At 39.9% G+C, this 19860-nt stretch carries 20 protein-coding genes and 3 pseudogenes; 19 read left to right on the plus strand and 4 right to left on the minus strand.

Annotated elements, in window-relative coordinates; translation table 11 throughout:
• Positions 1-11 precede the first annotated feature (11 nt).
• From DWW33_RS11670 to DWW33_RS11690, 6 genes and pseudogenes are all read left to right on the plus strand, one after another.
• Positions 12-1091 carry an alpha/beta hydrolase family protein gene (locus DWW33_RS11670; protein WP_118639581.1) on the plus strand — a complete coding sequence of 360 codons (1080 nt, stop codon included), beginning with the start codon at positions 12-14 and terminating at the stop codon, positions 1089-1091.
• A gap of 224 nt (positions 1092-1315) precedes the next feature.
• The gene (locus DWW33_RS11675) at positions 1316-1900 is read left to right on the plus strand and encodes a hypothetical protein (RefSeq protein ID WP_118639582.1); all 585 of its coding nucleotides are present in this window, start codon (positions 1316-1318) and stop codon (positions 1898-1900) included.
• 286 nt (positions 1901-2186) lie between these two features.
• Positions 2187-3440, plus strand: coding sequence for an ATP-binding protein (locus DWW33_RS11680; RefSeq protein WP_118639583.1), 1254 nt, complete (start codon positions 2187-2189; stop codon positions 3438-3440).
• Between the two features lie 18 nt (positions 3441-3458).
• Entirely contained in the window at positions 3459-3623 is a 165-nt protein-coding gene (locus tag DWW33_RS15720; RefSeq protein ID WP_158561519.1) for a hypothetical protein, read from the plus strand.
• A gap of 230 nt (positions 3624-3853) precedes the next feature.
• Complete coding sequence (locus DWW33_RS11685) at positions 3854-5221, plus strand: MATE family efflux transporter (protein WP_118173228.1); 1368 nt, start codon at positions 3854-3856, stop codon at positions 5219-5221.
• A gap of 13 nt (positions 5222-5234) precedes the next feature.
• Positions 5235-5327 (plus strand): annotated as a pseudogene (locus DWW33_RS11690) (cytidylate kinase family protein); the annotation flags it as partial.
• Between the two features lie 584 nt (positions 5328-5911).
• Here DWW33_RS11690 and DWW33_RS16330 read toward each other — a convergent pair.
• Positions 5912-6064, minus strand: a complete 153-nt coding sequence (locus tag DWW33_RS16330; RefSeq protein ID WP_416390273.1) for a DUF6774 domain-containing protein — start codon at positions 6062-6064, stop codon at positions 5912-5914.
• Position 6065: 1 nt separating this feature from the next.
• On the opposite strand from DWW33_RS16330, the gene DWW33_RS11700 reads away from it, so the two are divergent.
• The 5 genes from DWW33_RS11700 to DWW33_RS11720 all read left to right on the plus strand — a co-directional run bounded on the left by DWW33_RS11700 (position 6066) and on the right by DWW33_RS11720 (position 11286).
• Complete coding sequence (locus tag DWW33_RS11700) at positions 6066-7274, plus strand: ROK family transcriptional regulator (RefSeq protein WP_330415590.1); 1209 nt, start codon at positions 6066-6068, stop codon at positions 7272-7274.
• Positions 7275-7526: 252 nt separating this feature from the next.
• Positions 7527-8555 carry a zinc-dependent alcohol dehydrogenase gene (locus tag DWW33_RS11705; RefSeq protein ID WP_117841974.1) on the plus strand — a complete coding sequence of 343 codons (1029 nt, stop codon included), beginning with the start codon at positions 7527-7529 and terminating at the stop codon, positions 8553-8555.
• Between the two features lie 9 nt (positions 8556-8564).
• Positions 8565-8957 carry a VOC family protein gene (locus DWW33_RS11710; RefSeq protein ID WP_117841973.1) on the plus strand — a complete coding sequence of 131 codons (393 nt, stop codon included), beginning with the start codon at positions 8565-8567 and terminating at the stop codon, positions 8955-8957.
• An 18-nt stretch (positions 8958-8975) separates the two neighbouring features.
• Positions 8976-10340 carry an MFS transporter gene (locus DWW33_RS11715; protein WP_117841972.1) on the plus strand — a complete coding sequence of 455 codons (1365 nt, stop codon included), beginning with the start codon at positions 8976-8978 and terminating at the stop codon, positions 10338-10340.
• Positions 10324-11286: a carbohydrate kinase family protein gene (locus tag DWW33_RS11720; RefSeq protein ID WP_117841971.1), complete on the plus strand. Its 963-nt coding sequence runs from the start codon at positions 10324-10326 to the stop codon at positions 11284-11286. The genes DWW33_RS11715 and DWW33_RS11720 overlap by 17 nt, the downstream gene beginning before the upstream one ends.
• Before the next feature lie 143 nt (positions 11287-11429).
• On the opposite strand, the pseudogene DWW33_RS11725 reads toward DWW33_RS11720, so the two are convergent.
• Positions 11430-11555, minus strand: a pseudogene (locus DWW33_RS11725) (DUF6061 family protein); the annotation flags it as partial.
• A gap of 459 nt (positions 11556-12014) precedes the next feature.
• Here DWW33_RS11725 and DWW33_RS11735 point away from each other — a divergent pair.
• Genes DWW33_RS11735 through DWW33_RS11745 form a run of 3 tightly spaced genes read left to right on the plus strand, consistent with a single transcriptional unit; the run spans position 12015 to position 14034 of the window.
• On the plus strand, positions 12015-12452 hold the full coding sequence (locus DWW33_RS11735) for a radical SAM mobile pair system MarR family transcriptional regulator (RefSeq protein WP_004853467.1): 438 nt from the start codon (positions 12015-12017) through the stop codon (positions 12450-12452).
• Positions 12449-13138 (plus strand): radical SAM mobile pair protein A, encoded by a 690-nt coding sequence (locus DWW33_RS11740; RefSeq protein ID WP_117947405.1) that lies wholly within the window; start codon positions 12449-12451, stop codon positions 13136-13138. The genes DWW33_RS11735 and DWW33_RS11740 overlap by 4 nt, the downstream gene beginning before the upstream one ends.
• Positions 13126-14034 (plus strand): radical SAM mobile pair protein B, encoded by a 909-nt coding sequence (locus DWW33_RS11745; RefSeq protein WP_015567824.1) that lies wholly within the window; start codon positions 13126-13128, stop codon positions 14032-14034. Before DWW33_RS11740 ends, DWW33_RS11745 begins: the two co-directional genes overlap by 13 nt.
• Before the next feature lie 138 nt (positions 14035-14172).
• Here the strand turns inward: DWW33_RS11745 and DWW33_RS11750 are convergent, their stop codons facing one another.
• On the minus strand, positions 14173-15468 hold the full coding sequence (locus DWW33_RS11750) for a tyrosine-type recombinase/integrase (protein ID WP_118266101.1): 1296 nt from the start codon (positions 15466-15468) through the stop codon (positions 14173-14175).
• Between the two features lie 86 nt (positions 15469-15554).
• A complete protein-coding gene (locus DWW33_RS11755; protein ID WP_015520978.1) occupies positions 15555-16184 on the minus strand; it encodes a helix-turn-helix domain-containing protein in 630 nt (209 codons plus the stop codon).
• 174 nt (positions 16185-16358) lie between these two features.
• Between DWW33_RS11755 and DWW33_RS11760 the strand changes: the two genes are divergently transcribed.
• The 5 genes and pseudogenes from DWW33_RS11760 (at position 16359) to DWW33_RS11780 (ending at position 19737) form a co-directional block, all read left to right on the plus strand.
• Positions 16359-16589 (plus strand): helix-turn-helix domain-containing protein, encoded by a 231-nt coding sequence (locus DWW33_RS11760; protein WP_003505382.1) that lies wholly within the window; start codon positions 16359-16361, stop codon positions 16587-16589.
• A gap of 144 nt (positions 16590-16733) precedes the next feature.
• The gene (locus DWW33_RS11765; RefSeq protein ID WP_041254741.1) at positions 16734-17048 is read left to right on the plus strand and encodes a hypothetical protein; all 315 of its coding nucleotides are present in this window, start codon (positions 16734-16736) and stop codon (positions 17046-17048) included.
• Positions 17048-17353, plus strand: coding sequence for a hypothetical protein (locus DWW33_RS11770; RefSeq protein ID WP_012744231.1), 306 nt, complete (start codon positions 17048-17050; stop codon positions 17351-17353). Before DWW33_RS11765 ends, DWW33_RS11770 begins: the two co-directional genes overlap by 1 nt.
• A pseudogene (locus DWW33_RS11775) lies at positions 17329-19049 on the plus strand (MobA/MobL family protein). Before DWW33_RS11770 ends, DWW33_RS11775 begins: the two are co-directional and overlap by 25 nt.
• Positions 19027-19737 (plus strand): DUF6040 family protein, encoded by a 711-nt coding sequence (locus DWW33_RS11780; protein ID WP_014080632.1) that lies wholly within the window; start codon positions 19027-19029, stop codon positions 19735-19737. Before DWW33_RS11775 ends, DWW33_RS11780 begins: the two are co-directional and overlap by 23 nt.
• The last annotated feature ends 123 nt before the right edge of the window (positions 19738-19860 follow it).

The raw sequence follows: 19860 nt of genomic DNA on the forward strand, positions 1-19860 counted from the left end.
TAGCAAAAATTATGAAAAAGGAAAAGGTTATTGGAATTGGGGTACTGCTTGGAATTGTTATTCTGGCAGTGATTGTAGTTGTAGTGGTAGGAAATCAGAGAAAAAATAAAACGAAGACTGAGACAGAAAATAAAACGGAAACAGAGACGCAGATGGAATCAGACTCAGAATCAGAATCGGAAACAGAAACTGCACTTGCGGATAAAGAGTCTTTGGACGCAGACGAGCTGGTAGAAGAGAACTTTCGTCAGGCTGGAATTACAGAATATGAAAAAATAGATATGGAAGATTATGAGAGCCAGGCAGGAATCGATTTATCAGAATATGTATCTTATCGGTTTTATTATGATAGCGATGGATTGAAAATTGAAGGATATTTCAGTGCACCAAAAGATTTACTGGATGGGAAAAAGACTTCCTGTCTTATTTATAATCATGGTGGAAATCAGGATTACGGAGCATTGGAAAATATAGAAATCTGCTTTTATGCCTATCAGCTTCATACCATTTGCATTGCATCAAACTACAGGGGATGTGGAAGCAGTGAAGGAGAAGACCAGTTTGGCGGAGCGGATGTGGATGATGTTATCCGGCTTTTAGACTTGTGTGAACAATTTTCCTATATTGATGAGGATGCCATAAATATGATGGGTATTTCCAGAGGCGGAATGATGACTTATGAAGTGTTAAGAAGGGATGAGCGGGTGCATAAGGCAGTTGTCGTATCTGGCCTTTCCGATTGCTTTATGTCATATGAGGAAAGAAGTGATATGCAGACCATATTCGATTCTTTGGTAGGCGGTTCCCCGGAAGAGATGCCGGAGGAATATGAGAAACGTTCTGCAACCTATTGGGCTGAAGAAATTAATACACCGCTGCTTATCATTCATGCTACCGGAGATGAAAAAGTATCCGTTGCACAGGCAGATAAATTAACAGAAGCATTAGAGCAGGCAGGAAAGACCTACGAATATATTACCTTTGATGGAAATTCCCATGGAGAAATCCGACCAGAGGATGGTGAGAAGATAAAGGCGTTTCTGGAAGGGCAGGAGCAGGAAGAAGATAGTGAAAAGAATAATGTAAAATAGTGAAAAAATAGTGTAATATTTCCTTCGCATGGTACTGTTGTATTCAAATAAGGTTTGTGAATTGCCGGAGAGCTCAAACAGCGAAAAATTGGAAGGAAGCCTTTCGTATCTAAAAAGTAGAGAAAAAGAATTGCTCTTGCTGCTCATGAAGAACTACAAAAGAGAGTTCACGCCTATTGAAGTCAGCAAAGAACTTAAGGTTACCAATAAGACGGTAACAAACTATGCAAAATGGGATGATTGATTTATATGTGAGAGGTAATAATTCTGTAGCTTATTCAGAAATATATTCATCGTTTGCATCAGAAAAAAATAGTTATATTTCTGATTTGTTGTTGCTGGTTATCAATAATGACAGCTCTAAGGTACGAAAACATGGAGAAACATATGAAGTTGCAGGTGTTCGATTTACAGCAGACCAGATTCCTAAAATAGATACAAATAAGTTATTAGAAATAAAAGCTTGTAACAATATAATTGATTTCGGACAGAATCATTACTTCAAATATGTTTCTTCAGACAGAAAAGAGCATGCATTATTTACAAATGACAAGGGTGTTGGGGTTCCCTACTCGGAACATATGCGGGGAGCAGAGCATGATGCAGTTGCTCAGAGATATGTTCATTTTTGGCGGTATATGATGAACGATGATCCTGTATATGTAGGATTGACTTATTCTAATGATGATATTGATGAATTTATGAAACATGCAGGCATAGAAAATGGCTTCTTTACTGTTAGAATGGGGAATCGGGAAGCAACACAATATTATACCAAAAGCGAAAACCATACTTTGGATATTCCATAAGGAGAAGATTTGTGGTGTTTGGAATCCCCGTCAAATTATAGATTTTTGGAAAAAATTGATTAATCTCTGAGAGTCTATTTATATATGTTGTAGTTATCAAGCAAAGGGATACTTATATCGTGTTACAGGACATGGTGTAGGTATCCTTTTTGCATATTATCTATAATCATTACATAAAAAAGTGCAAATGCACAAAAAATAGTAATGGCTATTGAAGTGAAAATAATTTAGTGGTAAAATAACATTACCAAAATTCGTGCAATGCACAAAAATAAGGAGTGACACTATGGAGATTAAGAGAGATTCATACCTTGAACAGTTAAAGATAAGAAAAGATAACGGAATGATTAAGATTATCACAGGAATCAGGAGATGCGGCAAATCATTCCTGTTATTTGTGTTGTTTAAGAAGTATTTACTGGGGAGTGGCATAGATAATGACCACATCATTGAGATTGCTTTAGATGGCATTGAAAATGAGGAACTGAGAGATCCAAAGAAGTGTTATCAGCATATTAAAGAGCGGGTGGAAGATGACCGGAAGTATTATCTGCTCTTGGACGAAGTACAGTTTATGCCACGATTTGAGGAAGTGCTGAACAGTTTGCTTCGTATCAGTAACATTGATGTGTATGTAACCGGCAGTAATTCTAAATTTTTATCTAGTGACATTGTAACTGAATTTAGAGGCAGAGGAGATGAAATAAGAATTTATCCATTGTCTTTTGCAGAGTTCTATGCGGCTTATGATGGAGATTATGATGATGCTTGGGAAGAATATATGATATACGGTGGTTTACCACAAGTGGCACAATTTACTGTAGAACGCCAGAAGGCTGAGTATCTTAAAAATATTTTTACCAATGTTTATATCAAGGATGTGGTAGAGCGAAATAAAATTCAAAATGTTGATGAGATTGGAACTTTGGTGGACATTCTTGCTTCTGCCATAGGAGCACCTACCAATCCAACAAAAATATCAAATACTTTCAAAAGTGAGAGAGGTATCAATTACAGTAATAAAACTATATCCAATCATATTGATTATTTGGCAGAGGCATTTTTGATTTCTAAAGCGGACCGGTATGATATTAAGGGGAGAAAATATGTAGGAGCCAATCTGAAATACTATTTTTCGGATATAGGACTTAGAAATGCCAGACTAAACTTCAGACAGCAGGAGCCGACTCATATTATGGAAAACATTGTTTATAATGAGTTGCTTGTGCGTGGCTACAATGTAGATGTTGGTATTGTGGATGTATTTGCAAAGAATAGTGACGGAAAGAGAGTTCATAAGCAGCTAGAGGTTGATTTTGTAGTAAACCAGGGCAGTCAGAGATATTACATTCAGGTGGCTTATGACATGACTTCTGAGGAAAAGCAAACACAGGAACTTAATTCACTCCGAAATATTCCGGATTCATTTAAGAAGATTGTTATAGTAAATGGAACAAAAAAGCCTTGGAGAAATGAGGAAGGCTTTGTGATCATGGGCATGAAATATTTTCTGCTCAATGAGGATAGTTTGGAGTTTTAGTATGGAAGGAGATGATAAGTGTTCTTTGGTGATAGATCCGAAATAAATAATAGTAAGTACTTTGAGATTTTGGATAAGGAAATAATGAGAAAGGTAAGTGGAGGTTACAATTTAGGCATGGCTTACGTTGAAAATTGCATATATGGTGGAACATGGGATGAGTATAAAACGAGAGAAAAATAATTTGACTTTTTCCGAAAAGAAAAATATAATGACTTCTGAACGAGTAGCAAAATTGCGTAAATCCAGTTTTGCTGCTTGTTTTTGTAATTTTATAATGCAATGAAAAAGTGTGTAGCTTATCAGCGTAAGTCCAACTTATAAGATAGGTGCGCACTTTTTATATTGCCAAATATCCGTAAGAAGCTGCCAGTGGCAGCTTCTGCAGGTGGAAAAAGGAGGATTAAGTTAAGATGGCAGAAAGTAACAAGATGAAGGAAATGCCGGTAAATAAGCTCATGGTGCAGATGGGAATACCGATGATTTTATCTATGGCATTGCAGGCGGTTTATAACATTGTAGACAGTGCCTTTGTAGGAAACATGAAATCAGGAAGTGAGGCAGCACTTAATGCACTTACACTGGTGTTTCCGGTTCAGATGCTTATGGTAGCAGTGGGAATCGGAACAGGTGTGGGAACCAATGCACTTCTCGCGAGAACACTGGGAGAGGGAAAAAGTAAAAAAGCTGCAAAAGTTGCAGGAAACAGTTTATTTCTTGGAGTGATTATTTATGCAGTATGTCTGCTGTTTGGAATGTTTGGAGTAAAAGCATACATCTCATCCCAGACCGTTGATGCGGAAGTCATTGCAATGGGGACAAGCTACTTAAGAATATGCTGTGTGATTTCATTTGGAATTATTTCCTTCTCGCTATTTGAGAAAATGTTACAGGCAACCGGGCGTTCCATTTATTCAACAATTGGTCAGGTTGTGGGAGCAGTGGTAAATATTATTCTTGACCCAATTATGATTTATGGCATCGGACCGGTTCCTGAAATGGGAGTAAAGGGCGCAGCCTATGCAACCGTAATCGGACAGGTGGTATCAGCAGCATTGTTATTTATTTTCCATGTAAAATTAAATAAGGAATTTGAGCATGGTGTAAAGTTTATGAAACCAGAGGGCAGAATTATCAGGGAAATCTATGCAATCGGACTTCCGGCAATTATTGGACAGGCGCTTATGTCTATTATGGTTTATGTGATAAATCTGATTTTAAAATTCAGTCCTTCGGCTCAGACCGCATATGGATTGTTCTATAAAGTACAGCAGTTTGTACTCTTCCTTGCCTTTGGACTTAGAGATGCAATCACGCCGATTATTGCATTTGCCTATGGAATGCATAGCAAGAAGAGGATTCAGGATGGAATCAGATATGGCTTAATCTATACGATTGTGCTTATGATTGTGGGTGTGGCGATTACAGAAATTTTCCCTGGGGCTTTTGCAACATTATTTAATGCAGGACAGTCAAGGGAATATTTTATCGGAGCCATGAGAATTATTTCTATCAGCTTTATTTTCGCCGGAATCAATGTAGCATATCAGGGAATTTATCAGGCATTGGACGGCGGTTTGGAGTCGCTTGTGATTTCACTGCTCAGACAGCTTGTCATCATATTACCGCTGGCAGGTGTTTTCTCCAGTTTAGTCAGAAATGGACAGATGGACGTTTCCTTAATCTGGTGGGCATTCCCGATAACAGAGATTGCTGCATGCCTTGTGGGATATGTATTTTTAAAGAGAATCCGGAAGAATAAAGTGGAAAGTTTAAGTTAAGGAGGAGTCAGCTATGGCAAAAAGAATCATTACAATCAGCAGAGAGTTTGGAAGCGGCGGACGGTTTATGGGGAAAGAAGTGGCAAAAAACTTGGTACTGTATTTTTGCAGTACCTTTTCTTTTTCTGGAAAGTGAAGTATGATACAGAGGAAGAGTAGCTGCTTGACGACAGAAGAATTGGGTAACATAAGAAAAATGTGGAGGTAAATAAAAGGCATGCTGAATGTGAAAAATGCTGAAATAGCAGATTTAGAGCAAATTATGAAAATTTACAGATATGCACAGGATTATATGATAAAGTCCGGAAATCCGACTCAATGGGGACATTTTTACCCGGATGCAGATCTGATAAAATCTGATATTGATAAAAATGCATGTAAGGTAATATATGACAAGAATGGAATCCACGGGGTATTTGCATTGTTTGATGGTACAGAACCTACTTATAAGCATATTGAGGGCGGTAACTGGCTGAATGAAGAACCATATCTGACGATTCACAGGCTTGCCGGAGATGGTCAGGTACATGGCTTGTTTCCGTGTGCTTTAAACTATTGTAAAAAGATTTCTTTAAATATCAGGGTAGATACTCATGCGGATAATAAAACTATGCAAAGGCTGATTGAAAAGAATGGTTTTATAAAATGCGGTACGATATATGTAAAAAATGGAACAGCAAGAATAGCATATCAAAGGACTGATTTTCGGGCAGCAAGATTTGCAAGCATATCACTTAATACCACTAGGTCTGCGGCAAGAAGCGTAAGCTCATCGGTCGACAGGCATTCGGACAACTGGCAGGAAATTGTGGAGAGGTAAAAAAGATTTGTACAGTTTGACATAGTGGTTGTCCATAAGATATTTAGCGTTAACGGATCGTCCCTTTACAAACAGAATAAAAAAGCATATAATTCTTTTATAAAATATTTAATAAAAGAGGACAAAAAAACGGAAAATAAAGATAAAAGAAATATAGCAAGAAAAAAAATCATCAATTATGTGCTGAATCATCCGGTTATGTCCAAAGCGGAGCTCGCGAAAGAATTAAATCTGAGTATGCCGACTGTGTTAGCAAACGTAAATGACCTGTTGGAGAAAAGACTGTTAGAAGAAGTGGGCGAGTATGCGTCGACAGGCGGACGAAAGGCAAAAAGTATAGGAATTAATAAGTCATATTGTCATGCAATGGGGCTTTTGATCACTGCGAATCATATCGAAATGGTACTGGTAAATCTTGGAGATGAGATCGTAAAAAAAGACCGCATCCGTTTAAAATTTACGGCAGAATTATCCTACTGTACAGAGGTGGCACAAAAGGTTGAAACTTTTCTGGCAGACGAGCCTGCGAAGGAGACACTGCTTGGAATTGGTATTGCGATCCCGGGAATTATCGATCAGAAAGAACGGATTGTTTTAAAATCCCACGCGTTAGGGATAGAGAACTATAGTCTCCGCTTTTTAGAGCAGGCTGTGGGAATGCCGGTGTATTTTGAAAATGATGCCAATGCAGCCATGCTTGCAGAAAAAAAGCAGAAGTATCCCAATGCGATATATCTGTCTTTGAATCATACATTAGGCGGTGCTTTCTGCATAGATGGAAAGTTGTATCGCGGACAAAACCAGAAAGCAGGAGAGTTTGGTCATATGATACTTGTTCCCGGTGGAAAAAAATGTTATTGTGGTAAATCAGGATGCGCGGATGCATATTGTGCTGCAAGTGTACTGACGGAAGATAACAGGCAGTCGCTGGATGCATTTATGGAAAATCTTGAAAGTGGAGATAAAAAGGTTTTACAGATATGGAATGAGTATCTGGATCATCTTGCTGTTTTGATATCAAATCTACGGATGGCATATGATATGGATATCATACTGGGGGGCGATGTCGGAGGTGTACTCTCAGATTATATGATACCTTTGGGAGAAAAAGTGATGGCATATAATGGTTTTGAACATGATGTTTCATACCTGAAGAACTGTTCGTACAGGAAAGAAGCGTCGGCTGTTGGAGCTGCGAAATATTTTTTTGCGGAACATATGATGGAAATATAAATTATTATAGTGTGAAAACAGAGTGAAGTGTGAGCAAAAAAACGGAAAGGAAACGATAAGTGAGGTTTTCTTTCCGTTTTTTTGTGCGTTGATTAGAAAATATATACAAAAAGCATATCTGCAAATTGTGCAATGCGTAAAATTGAGAGAAATATATTGACAAAATATGTTTAAAGGATGATAATGTAATTACTTTAATAAAACATTTAATAAAACATAAAATAAAACAATATAAAAAAGGAGGAAGCAATTATGTTACAGCAGGTAATGACAAATCCAGGAGAAATTATTTTCAGAGAGGTTCCGGTTCCGGAGGTAAAGGAAAATCAGGTTTTGGTAAAGATTATGAATATTGGTGTCTGTGGATCAGATATTCATGTTTATCATGGAAAACATCCGTTTACAAAATATCCGGTAACACAGGGACATGAGGTTTCCGGTGAGATCACAGAACTTGGAAAAAATGTCACAGAGTTTCATGTGGGACAGAAGGTGACGATAGAGCCACAGGTATATTGTGGACACTGCTATCCATGCCGTCATGGAAAGTATAATCTCTGTGAGGAATTAAAAGTAATGGGATTTCAAACGACAGGAACAGCATCTGAGTATTTTGCAGTGGATGCATCTAAAGTAACACCTATTCCAGAAGATATGTCCTATGAAGAAGGAGCTATGATCGAACCTCTTGCTGTGGCAGTTCATGGTGTAAAACAGATGGGTGATGTGGCTGGCATGAATATTGCAGTCCTTGGAGCGGGACCGATCGGAAATCTTGTAGCACAGGCAGCAAAAGGAATGGGGGCAGCGAAAGTGATGATCACAGATATCAGTGATCTTAGACTGGCAAAGGCAAAAGAATGTGGAATTGATGTGTGTGTGAATACCAAAGATAAAGACTTTGGTGAGGCAATGATCGAAGCATTTGGACCGGATAAGGCGGATGTAATCTACGACTGTGCCGGAAACAATATCACAATGGGACAGGCAATTAAATATGCAAGAAAAGGAAGCACGATTGTACTGGTGGCTGTTTTTGCAGGAATGGCAGAAGTAGATCTTGCAGTGGCAAATGACCACGAACTTGACATTAAGAGCACGATGATGTACCGCCATGATGATTATATAGATGGAATCAGACTGGTAAATGAGGGCAAAGTTCATTTGAAACCGCTTATCTCAAAGACATTTGCTTTTAAAGATTATCTGAAGGCATACCAGTATATTGATGATAACCGCGAGACAACGATGAAAGTAATTATCAACGTCAGTGAAAAGTAAGGAGTTCGTATGGAAAATAAATATGGAATTGTCGGAGTTGCCCATGTCGGGCTTCCGACAAACGATTTACAGAAAACAGTTGAGTTTTATAGGGGTCTTGGATTTGAAGTAATTATGCAGACTTATAATGAAAAAGCAGGGGAAAAAGTGGCATTTTTACAGATAAAAAATTACTGTATAGAGACTTTTGAAAATGGGCAGGCGGCAATGTCAGACGGTGCATACCAGCATGTTGCTCTTGATGTGGAAGACATTGAGAGTATATATCAGAAAATCTGCAATGAAAAATACACAGTTATCACAGACGGAATCGAAGAACTGCCATTTTGGGAAAATGGTGTGAAGTTTTTTATGATTAAGGGACCAAATGAGGAAAGAATAGAGTTCTGTCAGAAACTCTGATAAAAACAGGAGGGACATATGGGAAGCGAAAACAAAAATGGAAAAGTACCGCTGATCAGTAAGATTGCATATGGGTTTGGTGATGTTGGATGTAATTTCAGCTGGATGTTTGTCAGTAATTTTCTGATGATATTTTATACAGACGTGTTCGGAATCAGTATGGCGGCTGTGTCAGCACTTATGCTTTTTTCAAGATTCTGGGATGCAATCAATGATCCAATCGTCGGGGGACTTACAGATAAAACAAAATCGAGATGGGGACGGTACCGTCCATGGTTGTTAGTAGCGGCACCAATCACAGCGATTCTTCTTGTTATGACATTCTGGGCAAGACCCGACTGGCCGCAGAATGGAAAGATTATTTATATGGTAATTACATATTGTCTGCTGGTTTTGGGGTATACCTGTGTGAATATTCCATATGGAACCTTGTGTGGTGCTATGACACAGGATATTGATGAACGTGCAAAAATAAATACATCCCGTTCGGTTGCAGCGATGATTGCAATTGGTGTGTTAAATATTATCACAGTTCCACTGCTCAGCAAATTCGGCAGTCATAGTGCAAAGACAGGATATCTGACGGTTGCGGTCATATATGGATGTATTTTTACAGCCTGTCATTTCTTCTGCTTTGCGAAGACGAAAGAGGCAGTGATTACTCCGGAAAAAGAAAAAATTTCTGTAAAGGTTCAGTTGAAAGCGGTTATGCAGAACAGACCATATCTTCTTGCATTGGCAGGACAGATATTATTTGGATTTACACTGTACGGTAGAAACGCAGATATTCTGTATTACTTTACATATGTGGAAGGGAATGCCTCCTACTACACAACTTATTCGATGTGCATCATTATTCCTTCTATCATCGGGGCAGCCTGTTTTCAACCATTATTCCGCAAGTTGAATAACAAAGGAAGAACAGCATCTCTCTTTGCTTTATTTACAGGAATTTCCATGTTGTCTATGTTTTTCTTTAATGCCAAAGAATCACCGGCTATTTTTTATGCTTTATCTGGTCTGACACAGTTTTTCTTCTCTGGATTTAATACTGCAATCTATGCAATTATTCCAGACTGTGTGGAATATGGGGAGTGGAAAACCGGACTTAGAAATGATGGTTTTCAGTATGCATTTATTTCACTTGGAAATAAAATCGGAATGGCAGTTGGAACAGCACTTTTAGCAGGATTACTTGGAAAATGTGGCTATATTGCAAATCAGACACAGAATGCGGCTGTACTTTCAATTATGAAACATGCATTTACGACGATTCCGGGTGCACTGTGGATTGTGACTGCGGTTGTATTATTTTTCTACCGGTTAAATAAAAAACGTTATAACGAGATTGTGGAGGAACTGAAAAATGGAAGAAAAAGTTGATATCGTGGCATTGGGAGAATTGCTGATTGATTTTACGGAAGCAGGACACAGTCAGGATGGGAGAAAATTGTTCGAACAGAATCCCGGCGGTGCTCCGGCAAATCTTCTAACCGTTGCAAGCCACTTTGGGTATCGCACATCTTTTATTGGAAAAGTTGGAAACGATATGCATGGTAAATTTTTAAAGAAGACATTGCAAAAGGAAGGAATCAATACAGATGCTATTGTTGAAGACCCGGGTTATTTTACAACGTTGGCATTTGTGGAAATCGGTGAAAGTGGAGAACGGAATTTTTCTTTTGCAAGAAAACCAGGTGCAGATACACAGTTAAAAAAAGAAGAACTGGATCAGACATTAATTTCAGGTTGTAGAATTTTTCATTTTGGATCATTATCGCTGACAGATGAACCGGCAGAAAGTACAACGATTGAAGCGGTAAAAATGGCAAAAGCAGCGGGTGCACTTATTTCCTATGATCCGAATTATCGACCGTCTCTTTGGAAGAGCAAAGAGGATGCAGTGAAAAAAATGAGATCTGTCATAGAATTGGTAGATGTCATGAAGGTATCGGATGAAGAGAGTATTTTGTTGACAGAGGCCGAAAGTTATGAGCAGGCCGCAGACCAACTCCTTGCTATGGGACCAAAGCTGGTAGCCATTACATTGGGAGAACAGGGTGTTCTTATGGCAACAAAAAGCAGAAAAGAAATCATCAAAGCATTTCAGATACATGCGGTCGACACGACTGGGGCAGGTGATTCATTCTGGGGAGGCGTATTATGCAGTATCCTTTCCATGAATAAGAATGTTGAAAAAATGAAATGGGAAGAAATCAAAAAGTGTGCTGTTTTGGGAAATGCAGTTGCTGGATTGTGTGTGCAAAAGAGAGGTGGCATCCCTGCGATTCCGACAAAAGAAGCAGTGTTTGAATTTATGCAGAAATAATGAATGTATATGACAAAATTGGGGCTATAAAAACGCCCCTATTTTTAACAAAAATATAAGCAGGACAACTTTCGATATTTGCTCCTGCTTGTATTTTATGTAAATTACGATAAGTTTTATTCCCTGTGTTCTTCGCCCCATGTACAGTCTGATTCTGGTGTAGTCTTTAAATGCTTTTCTGATTCCCAACAATCAATGCGGAGCATATAGCCAGCAGATATATAAACATCAATACTATTAAGCTGTGGATTGTATTCTGCAAATATTATTCTCGTCGTATTTTATCTCCTTATCATTCAATCAATCATTTGTTACAAAAATCAGAAGCATTTCAATCAGTTCACCATGTCACTTTCATTTTGTGTTATAATGTGTTATCAGATTTCTTGGTCTCCGCTGCCGCTTCGGTCGGCACAGAGCAGAGGTCCACTGGACCTCTTGTGCCCTTGTATTTGCCCTTATCAGAGTTCGTAAACACTGGTGCGATGATATAATACAAGGGAAACAATAAGGGAAAGCTCACCTGCGATAAATTCAGTATTTTCAAGGGTTTGCGGAGAATTTAATAACAAAATATAACAGTTATTAAATCTCTTAAAACAGGTGAAATCTCAATTCCAGTTTGGAGAATTGAAAAAACGGAATTTACTTATTAAGACATATAAACTGTTGACAATAAAGCTCCTATATAGTATATTTTTAATAAACTACTATATAGGAGCTTTTGTATGGAAATGAATGGAGGATTTCTTGTCACCAAAATAAAACAGCTTGGAGACCGGATTTTCGAGAAGATTCTCAGTGAAAAGAATATTGATGCGTTTAATGGAGCTCAGGGACGTATTCTTTATGTGCTGTGGCAGGAGGATGGTATCTCAATCAGGTCACTCTCGACTAAATGCGGATTAGCGATAACATCTCTTACTACGATGCTGGAAAGAATGGAAAATCAAGGGCTGATAAGCCGTGTTCAGTCTGAAACGGACAAAAGGAAAACACTCCTGTTTCTGACTGAGAAAGCACATGCCTTAAAGGGCGAGTACGATTCTGTATCTGATGAGATGGGCAGTATTTACTACAAAGGTTTTTCAGAGGAAGAAATTACCCGGTTTGAGGAATGCCTCGACCGCATCAGAAAGAATCTTGAGGAGTGGCAGAAGTCATGAGTATTTGTATCAAAGATCAGATTCAGAACATGAATATCGTCATTGGCTGCACAGTGGGGTGTACATATTGCTATGCCCACAATAACGTGAAACGCTGGCATATGATTGATGACTTCGCTGACCCTGAATTCTTTCCGGGTAAGCTTAAGATGATGGAAAAGAAACGTCCGCAGAACTTTCTTCTTACCGGCATGAGCGATCTCTCCGGATGGAAGCCGGAATGGAGAGACGAGGTATTTGTAAAGATCCGTGAAAATCCGCAGCATCAGTTCCTGTTCCTTACCAAGCGACCTGATTTGCTGGATTTTGATACCGATCTGGAAAACGCATGGTTTGGCGTTACGGTGACGAGGAAAGCAGAACTGTGGCGTATCGATGCTCTTCGGAAAAACGTCAGAGCAAAACATTACCATGTTACCTTTGAGCCGTTATTCGACGATCCCGGCACAGTTGACCTTTCCGGAATCAATTGGATCGTTGTCGGCACCATGACCGGAGCTCAGAGCAGGAAGATTCATACGGAACCGGAATGGGCATGGTCTCTGACGGACCAAGCACATAAGCTCGGCATTCCGGTGTTTATGAAGGAAGACCTTGTCCCTATCATAGGGGATGAAAATATGATTCAGGAAATGCCGGAAGAATTTAATAAAGTGTTAGAGGTACAGAAATCATGGAAGAAGTAATGAATGGAATCCTCATTCGTGAGGTGGAAACAAAGAACATCATGACTAAGTCTAGTCTGCCGGTAGGCGGTTACTCGGTCAATCCCTATGTGGGCTGTACACATGCCTGCAAGTATTGCTATGCTTCTTTTATGAAGCGCTTTACCGGGCACAAGGAGGAATGGGGCACTTTCCTTGATGTGAAGCATTGGCCGGAAATTAAAAATCCGAAGAAATATGCCGGACAGCGGGTGGTCATCGGTTCTGTGACAGATGGCTACAATCCACAGGAGGAGCAATTCGGGAATACCAGAAAACTTCTGGAGCAGCTGATCGGCAGTGACGCAGATATTCTGATCTGCACAAAGTCGGATCTTGTGGTACGGGATATTGATCTGTTGAAGAAGCTTGGACGTGTAACCGTTTCATGGTCGATCAACACACTAGATGAAAATTTCAAGAACGATATGGATTCTGCTTCGAGCATTGAGCACCGTATCGCTGCTATGAAGCAGGTATATGAGGCAGGTATCCGTACAGTCTGTTTCGTATCCCCGGTATTCCCCGGTATCACGGATTTTGAAGCAATCTTTGAGCGGGTAAAGAATCAGTGCGATCTGTTCTGGCTCGAAAATCTCAATCTTCGAGGCGGTTTCAAAAAGACAATTATGGATTATATCGCCGGAAAATATCCTGATCTTGTACCACTTTACGACGAGATCTATAACAAGCATAATCGCAGCTACTTTGAAGCACTTGAAGTAAAAGCTGAGAAAATGGCTAAGAAGTATGATTGTGCCTTTGTGGATAATGAAATGCCTTATGGCAGAGTCCCGCAGGGGCATCCGGTGATCGTAGATTATTTCTATCATGAGGAAATCCGTGGGACAGAGAATACCGGAAAAAGAAATCGTTAAATTCCAGTTTGCCGAAATATATTTCTAACTTTCCCTATTTTACAGACATTCCAGCCCATTCATTAGTGAAATGATATGTATTTTCCCTTATTTTTGCCCTTATGAGATAATCGTAAGGGAAATAAGGGAAAGTTTTATTTAGTCGTTGCCTGCCACTTTATCAAGTAACTTTGCGGATTCCCGCTTGGCTTTTCTTGTGGAATGGGCGTAGACATTCATTGTGGTACTGACATCTGAGTGTCCTAACAGTTCCTGTACATCTTTCGGAGCTGCTCCATTTGCCAGAAGGTTGCTTGTGTAGGTGTGTCGCAACTGGTGAAAATGAAATCCTTCAAATCCATCCAGTTTCTGAGCAATCTTCCTGCAAACAATTCCTAACGTGCTTGGCAGTTCCAAACTTCCATTCGGTCTTAAGCAGACAAAGGATATTTCCTTATAATCTTCTGGAACATTCTCTGTTCCGTCCAAATGATAGAACTCATAGTAAACTCTGTTTTTGTCTTTTACTTCTCTGTAGTAGTTTTTGTGGTAAAGTTCTCCGTACTGCATTCGGTTTTTAAGCTGTTCCTTTTGGGCATTACGAAGAATCTCTGCCAGTGTATCTCCAAAATCAACAATCCTTACCTTTTTTCGTTTGGTTGGTCCGATGATATTCTTGTGCCTTGAACCATCATAGCGGATACTGCGTCTGATTGTAAGGCACTGTTCTTCAAGATTTACATCCTGCCATGCCAGACCACAGGCTTCACCGATACGAAGTCCTGCATAATAAGCTATCTGGATTGGAAGTATTGCCGGTGGATTGTAATCCTGTAGAAATTCAATCAGTCTTTCATAATCCTCTCGTGGAATTGGCTGTATATCGCCATCCATGTCATCATCAGAAAACAGGTCAACCTCATCCGTCTGGTATTTCAGCTTAATATACTGCATCGGATTGAAAGTGATATATTGCTTTGGTGATACTGCAAACCGGAATGACTGCTGTAATACTGCCGAGAAAGAACGAATGTAATCTTTGCTATAACCTTTTCTTTCTGAACCATCTGGATAAGTGCCACCAAAGGAAAGCAGATCGAAGAAGGCTTGTAAATGCTCAGATGTTACATTTTTCAACTTTCTCTCTGAAATTGGATGCTTCTTGATGTTGGTAATTGCACCGAGGTAATTCTGGACTGTCCCATTACTGAGAGTACCGGTCTTTAATTCTTCCTCTGCCCATATATCAAGTAATTCTCCAACTGTAATATTTTCCGACTTTGCAATGAATTTTTTGCTTTCGTAATCGTCCATTGCCTGACGGAGCAGTTTTTCCGTTTCACTTTTGCTTTCTGTTCCAGCGTATTCTTTCTGAACTAGATTGCCGCTTGCATCTTCTACATAGAAGCGGTAGTACCATTTCTTTCCTTTTTTTCTTACAGATCCTTTTGCCATAATCGTGTGTCTCCTTTCGATATCAGACAATCGGAACTGATGAAATGCTTCTTGCGTGTAAGTATATCATAACTCCGGTTGTCGTTCTATACCGAATCGGAATCTTCATACAAAACTTCTGATAAAAGATTTTCAAGCCTTTGTTCTGCCATTTCCGGTTTCTTGGAATAGAGCCTTACAATATCTGCCATGTCATTAAAGGCATTAACAGTATGGGTGATCTCCCGGAGAAACATAATCTCGTTATATTCATCATTCGATTCAAACCCCATTACCTTTGCAATATCCGATTCATTCGTGCTGCCCTTGTAATTCTTGCAGGCAAACTGGAATGATTCCAGAAACAGGTTATATTGCTTTAACATTAACAGCAGTAAATCTTTTGAAAAAGCATCTTCCTTTTTACTAAGGTCGAGAGGTAGCTGTTTGAGAATATCGCCCATTGCATCACGAATCTGTAATTCTTTCTTATCCGTAATATCTGTTTCGTATTCATCGGTTTCACCTCTGAGCCATTCAATAGATACATGAAGTGCTTCCGAAAGACCTTCCAGCACCATCTTTTTGGTATTGTCAATCGAACCATTCTCATAACGCAGGATTGTGGAAGCTGTAACTCCCATCTTCTCTGCAACATAAGGCTGTGTCAGATTTAATTCCAGACGACGCTGTTTTGCCCTGCTGCCTATCAGCTTGCGTAATTCTTTATCTTTCATGCTGATTGCCTCCTTTTTCGGTATGTATGAATTATAGCATGTACCTCACGTAATTGCAATATGCAATCTAATGATTAATTTTAAAATTTCATAACGCTTGACAACGCAATATAAAACCGCTATACTAACAGCACAACAAAAATTGCATAATGCAATTTAATAGGAGGTGACAAGATGACGGAAAGAAAGATTGCATTATCCATCGAGGAAGCAGCCGACTATACAGGAATTGGCAGAAATACTTTGAGAAAGCTGGTTGAATGGAAGAAGCTTCCGGTATTAAAAGTCGGAAGAAAAGTCCTTATTAAAACTGACATTCTGGAAAAGTTCATGGAAGCCAACGAGGGGCGAGATCTGAGGGATAAAGGAAATGTAAAAGCTGTCACAAGAAATGTGGCAACTTAAAAAGGCGGCTTCCTACGAAACCGCCAAAGGTTCTATCAGACCGAAGCCATGATATACCTACACGCAAGAGGATTATACCATGTGCTTCTCCTGATATGCAACCGGGAACTGTTGTTTATCGGAAAAAGAGAGGATGAAGACGATATGGCGAAATCAACAAAGACTTATGAAGAAAGAATACGTGCATTAGAGAAAAAGGAACAGGAAAGCATTGAAGCTACAAAAAAGCTCATAGCACAGCGGAAGGAACTGGAAAAGAGAAAGAAAGCGGAAGAAAGTAAAAAACGAACCCACAGGCTCTGTCAGATTGGAGGAGCGGTGGAATCGGTTCTTGGCTGTCCGATTGAGGAGGAAGATTTACCAAAGTTGATAGGATTCTTAAAAAGGCAGGAAACAAACGGGAAGTTTTTCTCAAAAGCGATGCAGAAAGAATTAGTTACAGACATGGAGGAAGTGTAATGGCGGAGGGAGTGGGTTTTCCATTCCCTTCATTGCCTTTGAATGAAGGGCGCACTTATGGACAACCAGAGGTCGTCCTTATAAGTTTGCCACAAGTGGCAACCGGTCTGCGCTTACGCTTGCCGGGCTCGTTCCGTCGGCGGGGCTTTCAGCCAGACCTGCTCATGCCGCAGGGGGCACTCTTGCGCAGAGGGCGTTCCGACAGCTTCACTCCTGCAAAACCAGAAGAAGATGCTGTCGGAAATCAATGCCGGATACGGCAGAAAGGGGGAATCGTATCATGGCGATATTTCACTTTACAGTAAAGATTGTCGGGCGCAGTAAAGGAAAATCTGTCATATCCGCATCGGCATATCTTAATGGAGATGTGATGAAGAATGAGGAAACAGGCAGAATCAGTTACTATACTTCCAAAAAGGAAGTCGTCTACACCAGTCTGATGATGTGCGAAAATGCACCTCCTGAATGGCTGCATGTACCGGAAGAAAATATAAAAAGGTTTCAACAGTCTATCCGTTATAAAAGGGCAGGCGATAAGGAAGCCGCACTGGAAAAGTTTAAAATCACATTTCAGAAACAGCGGTTATGGAATGAGGTATTGAAGATAGAAAAAATGCAGATGCACAGCTTGGACGCTCATTTGAATTTTCCCTGCCGAAAGAATGGAGCAGACAGGAACAGATTGATTATACAACCGAATATATTCAAAAGACTTTCGTGGACGAGGGAATGTGTGCCGACTGGAGCATACACGATAAGGGCGACGGGAACCCACATGTGCATTTACTTGTAACCATGCGACCATTCAATCCAGACCACTCATGGGGCAACAAGGAAGTCAAGGACTGGGATTTTGTCAGAGATACTGACGGAAATATCGTGGTTGATGAATCCCACCCGGACTGGTGGCAGGATAAGAAAAATCCAGACCGTCATGGAATCCGTATTCCGGTACTTGATGAAAACGGAGTACAGAAAGTCGGGGCAAGAAACAGAAAACAATGGAAAAGGGTTCTGACTGACGCTACCGGCTGGAACAATCCAAAGAATTGTGAGTTATGGCGAAGCGAATGGGCAAAGATGTGTAACCGGCATTTATCCATAGACAATCTGATTGACCACCGCTCTTATGAAAGACAGGGCAAATTGAAAGTCCCTACGATTCATGAGGGTGCAGATGCAAGGAAGATTGAGGAAAAATATCTCACCGGGCAGATAAGGAAAGGTTCATGGAAGATCGAGGAAAACCAGATGATAAAAAAACAAAATGCACTGCTGCAAAAGGTAATTGCAACCTTTGGTAAGGTATCCGGTGCATTGTCGATGTGGAGGGAGTGGTTGAATGACATTAGAAGAAAGCAAAGAAGTAATTCCCATGATGGAAGCAATGATTACACAGATAGATGAACAGCAGAATATCATGGCAGAGATGCTTCAGGAGATACAGGAAAAGGACGAGAAGCTGATGTGCTTTCAGGAGCAGGAAGAACGATTGCAGCAATTAGAGAAAGAATTGTCAGAGCTGCTACAAATCTTACCGGATACAGAAGAACTGTTGATGCTTCTGGAAGAAAAGACAGACCAGATACAGAAACTCACAGACGAAAATCAGCAATGGCAGGAATTGGCACAGAAATTAAACAGCGAGAACCGGCTATTGCAGAAACAGAACAGCGAATTACTGAACTTGAACAGCAATTAGAGAAAGGAAGGTTGATTGATGAACGAATTAAGAAACTCAAAGAGCGACGATCAACTGGAAGAGTTGCTTCTGCTGACAGAGCAGATGCAGGAAGAACTCGACCAGAAAGACCGGACTATCAGGGAACTGAAAGTGCAGCTCGACGAATCGCTGACCTTGAACGAGAAGTTAAACAGCGAGAACAAAACAGAGAACATTCAAGCCTTAAAGAACGACTTGAGGAAAACAAAAGAATTGTTGCAGAGCGAGAAAGAGAAAACACACACCGTCCAAGCCATGATAGAGGAATGTCGAGATAAGCAGAGACAGGCAGAACAGGAACGGGATTATGCACTCTCCCATCAGAAAAAAGTAGAGATACCGGTTGAAAAGCCGGTACTCTATCAAAAGTGCGGGAATTGTAAACAGACAGCTTATCTGAAAGCTAAGGAAAAGTATGATATGCAGAGGGAAAAACTGGCAGGCAGATATAAAACAAAAACAGCCATGTATGAAGCATTGATGTTTCTGCTGATATGGTATTCCGTATCAACTACTCTTTTTCAGATGATAAGGTCAAAAATATTTATTTCTGATTGCGTGGTATTCTTTGATACAATCGCAACTTTCACACAGACCATTGCTGGCTGGGTTGTACTGGCAGGAAAGAACGTGGCACAGATTAGTGATGGAATATCCAATCCTGTCGTTGCCGGAATTATAAACTGGCTGATAAGAATATTGATTTGCGGTGGATGTCTGGTGGGTGTGGGAATACTTTTGGCATTTATCGAAATAAAGATTGCAGGGCTATATAAGAAATACTGTTGGGATATGATTACCATAATGGTGATACTTGTAAGTATGGCAATAGCTATCTACTTTGGGGATTGGATAAAGGAAGTATTGCCAATCAATCTGCTATTTCTCTTATTATTCGTGCAACTGGTATATGTTGGAATCAGGTGGTATGTAAAGGGATGGCGGGAAAACAGAGGTTATGTTTAAAAATAAAAAAATTGTCTGAGACGCAGCGAAGTAAATAAAATGAGTAGTATTATAGGAAGTCAGCAGTGCGTGAATAAACTGCTGGCTTCTTTTTTGATAGATACAGTCACTCCCAGAGAGTGT

The organism is Roseburia sp. AF15-21 (genome assembly GCF_003479505.1).
Lineage (GTDB): Bacteria > Bacillota > Clostridia > Lachnospirales > Lachnospiraceae > Roseburia_C > Roseburia_C amylophila.

Bases quoted from the DNA above. Each gene is read 5' to 3' on its own strand.
- DWW33_RS11720 (WP_117841971.1), top strand. From the start codon at position 10,324: ATGGAAGAAAAAGTTGATATCGTGGCATTGGGAGAATTGCTGATTGAT.
- DWW33_RS11750 (WP_118266101.1), bottom strand. From the start codon at position 15,468: ATGGCAAAAGGATCTGTAAGAAAAAAAGGAAAGAAATGGTACTACCGC.
- DWW33_RS11740 (WP_117947405.1), top strand. From the start codon at position 12,449: ATGAGTATTTGTATCAAAGATCAGATTCAGAACATGAATATCGTCATT.
- DWW33_RS11675 (WP_118639582.1), top strand. From the start codon at position 1,316: ATGCAAAATGGGATGATTGATTTATATGTGAGAGGTAATAATTCTGTA.
- DWW33_RS11705 (WP_117841974.1), top strand. From the start codon at position 7,527: ATGTTACAGCAGGTAATGACAAATCCAGGAGAAATTATTTTCAGAGAG.
- DWW33_RS11780 (WP_014080632.1), top strand. From the start codon at position 19,027: ATGATAGAGGAATGTCGAGATAAGCAGAGACAGGCAGAACAGGAACGG.
- DWW33_RS11745 (WP_015567824.1), top strand. From the start codon at position 13,126: ATGGAAGAAGTAATGAATGGAATCCTCATTCGTGAGGTGGAAACAAAG.
- DWW33_RS11735 (WP_004853467.1), top strand. From the start codon at position 12,015: ATGGAAATGAATGGAGGATTTCTTGTCACCAAAATAAAACAGCTTGGA.
- DWW33_RS11680 (WP_118639583.1), top strand. From the start codon at position 2,187: ATGGAGATTAAGAGAGATTCATACCTTGAACAGTTAAAGATAAGAAAA.
- DWW33_RS11770 (WP_012744231.1), top strand. From the start codon at position 17,048: ATGGCGGAGGGAGTGGGTTTTCCATTCCCTTCATTGCCTTTGAATGAA.
- DWW33_RS11765 (WP_041254741.1), top strand. From the start codon at position 16,734: ATGGCGAAATCAACAAAGACTTATGAAGAAAGAATACGTGCATTAGAG.
- DWW33_RS11710 (WP_117841973.1), top strand. From the start codon at position 8,565: ATGGAAAATAAATATGGAATTGTCGGAGTTGCCCATGTCGGGCTTCCG.
- DWW33_RS16330 (WP_416390273.1), bottom strand. From the start codon at position 6,064: ATGTCAAACTGTACAAATCTTTTTTACCTCTCCACAATTTCCTGCCAG.
- DWW33_RS11760 (WP_003505382.1), top strand. From the start codon at position 16,359: ATGACGGAAAGAAAGATTGCATTATCCATCGAGGAAGCAGCCGACTAT.
- DWW33_RS11715 (WP_117841972.1), top strand. From the start codon at position 8,976: ATGGGAAGCGAAAACAAAAATGGAAAAGTACCGCTGATCAGTAAGATT.
- DWW33_RS11670 (WP_118639581.1), top strand. From the start codon at position 12: ATGAAAAAGGAAAAGGTTATTGGAATTGGGGTACTGCTTGGAATTGTT.
- DWW33_RS11755 (WP_015520978.1), bottom strand. From the start codon at position 16,184: ATGAAAGATAAAGAATTACGCAAGCTGATAGGCAGCAGGGCAAAACAG.
- DWW33_RS11685 (WP_118173228.1), top strand. From the start codon at position 3,854: ATGGCAGAAAGTAACAAGATGAAGGAAATGCCGGTAAATAAGCTCATG.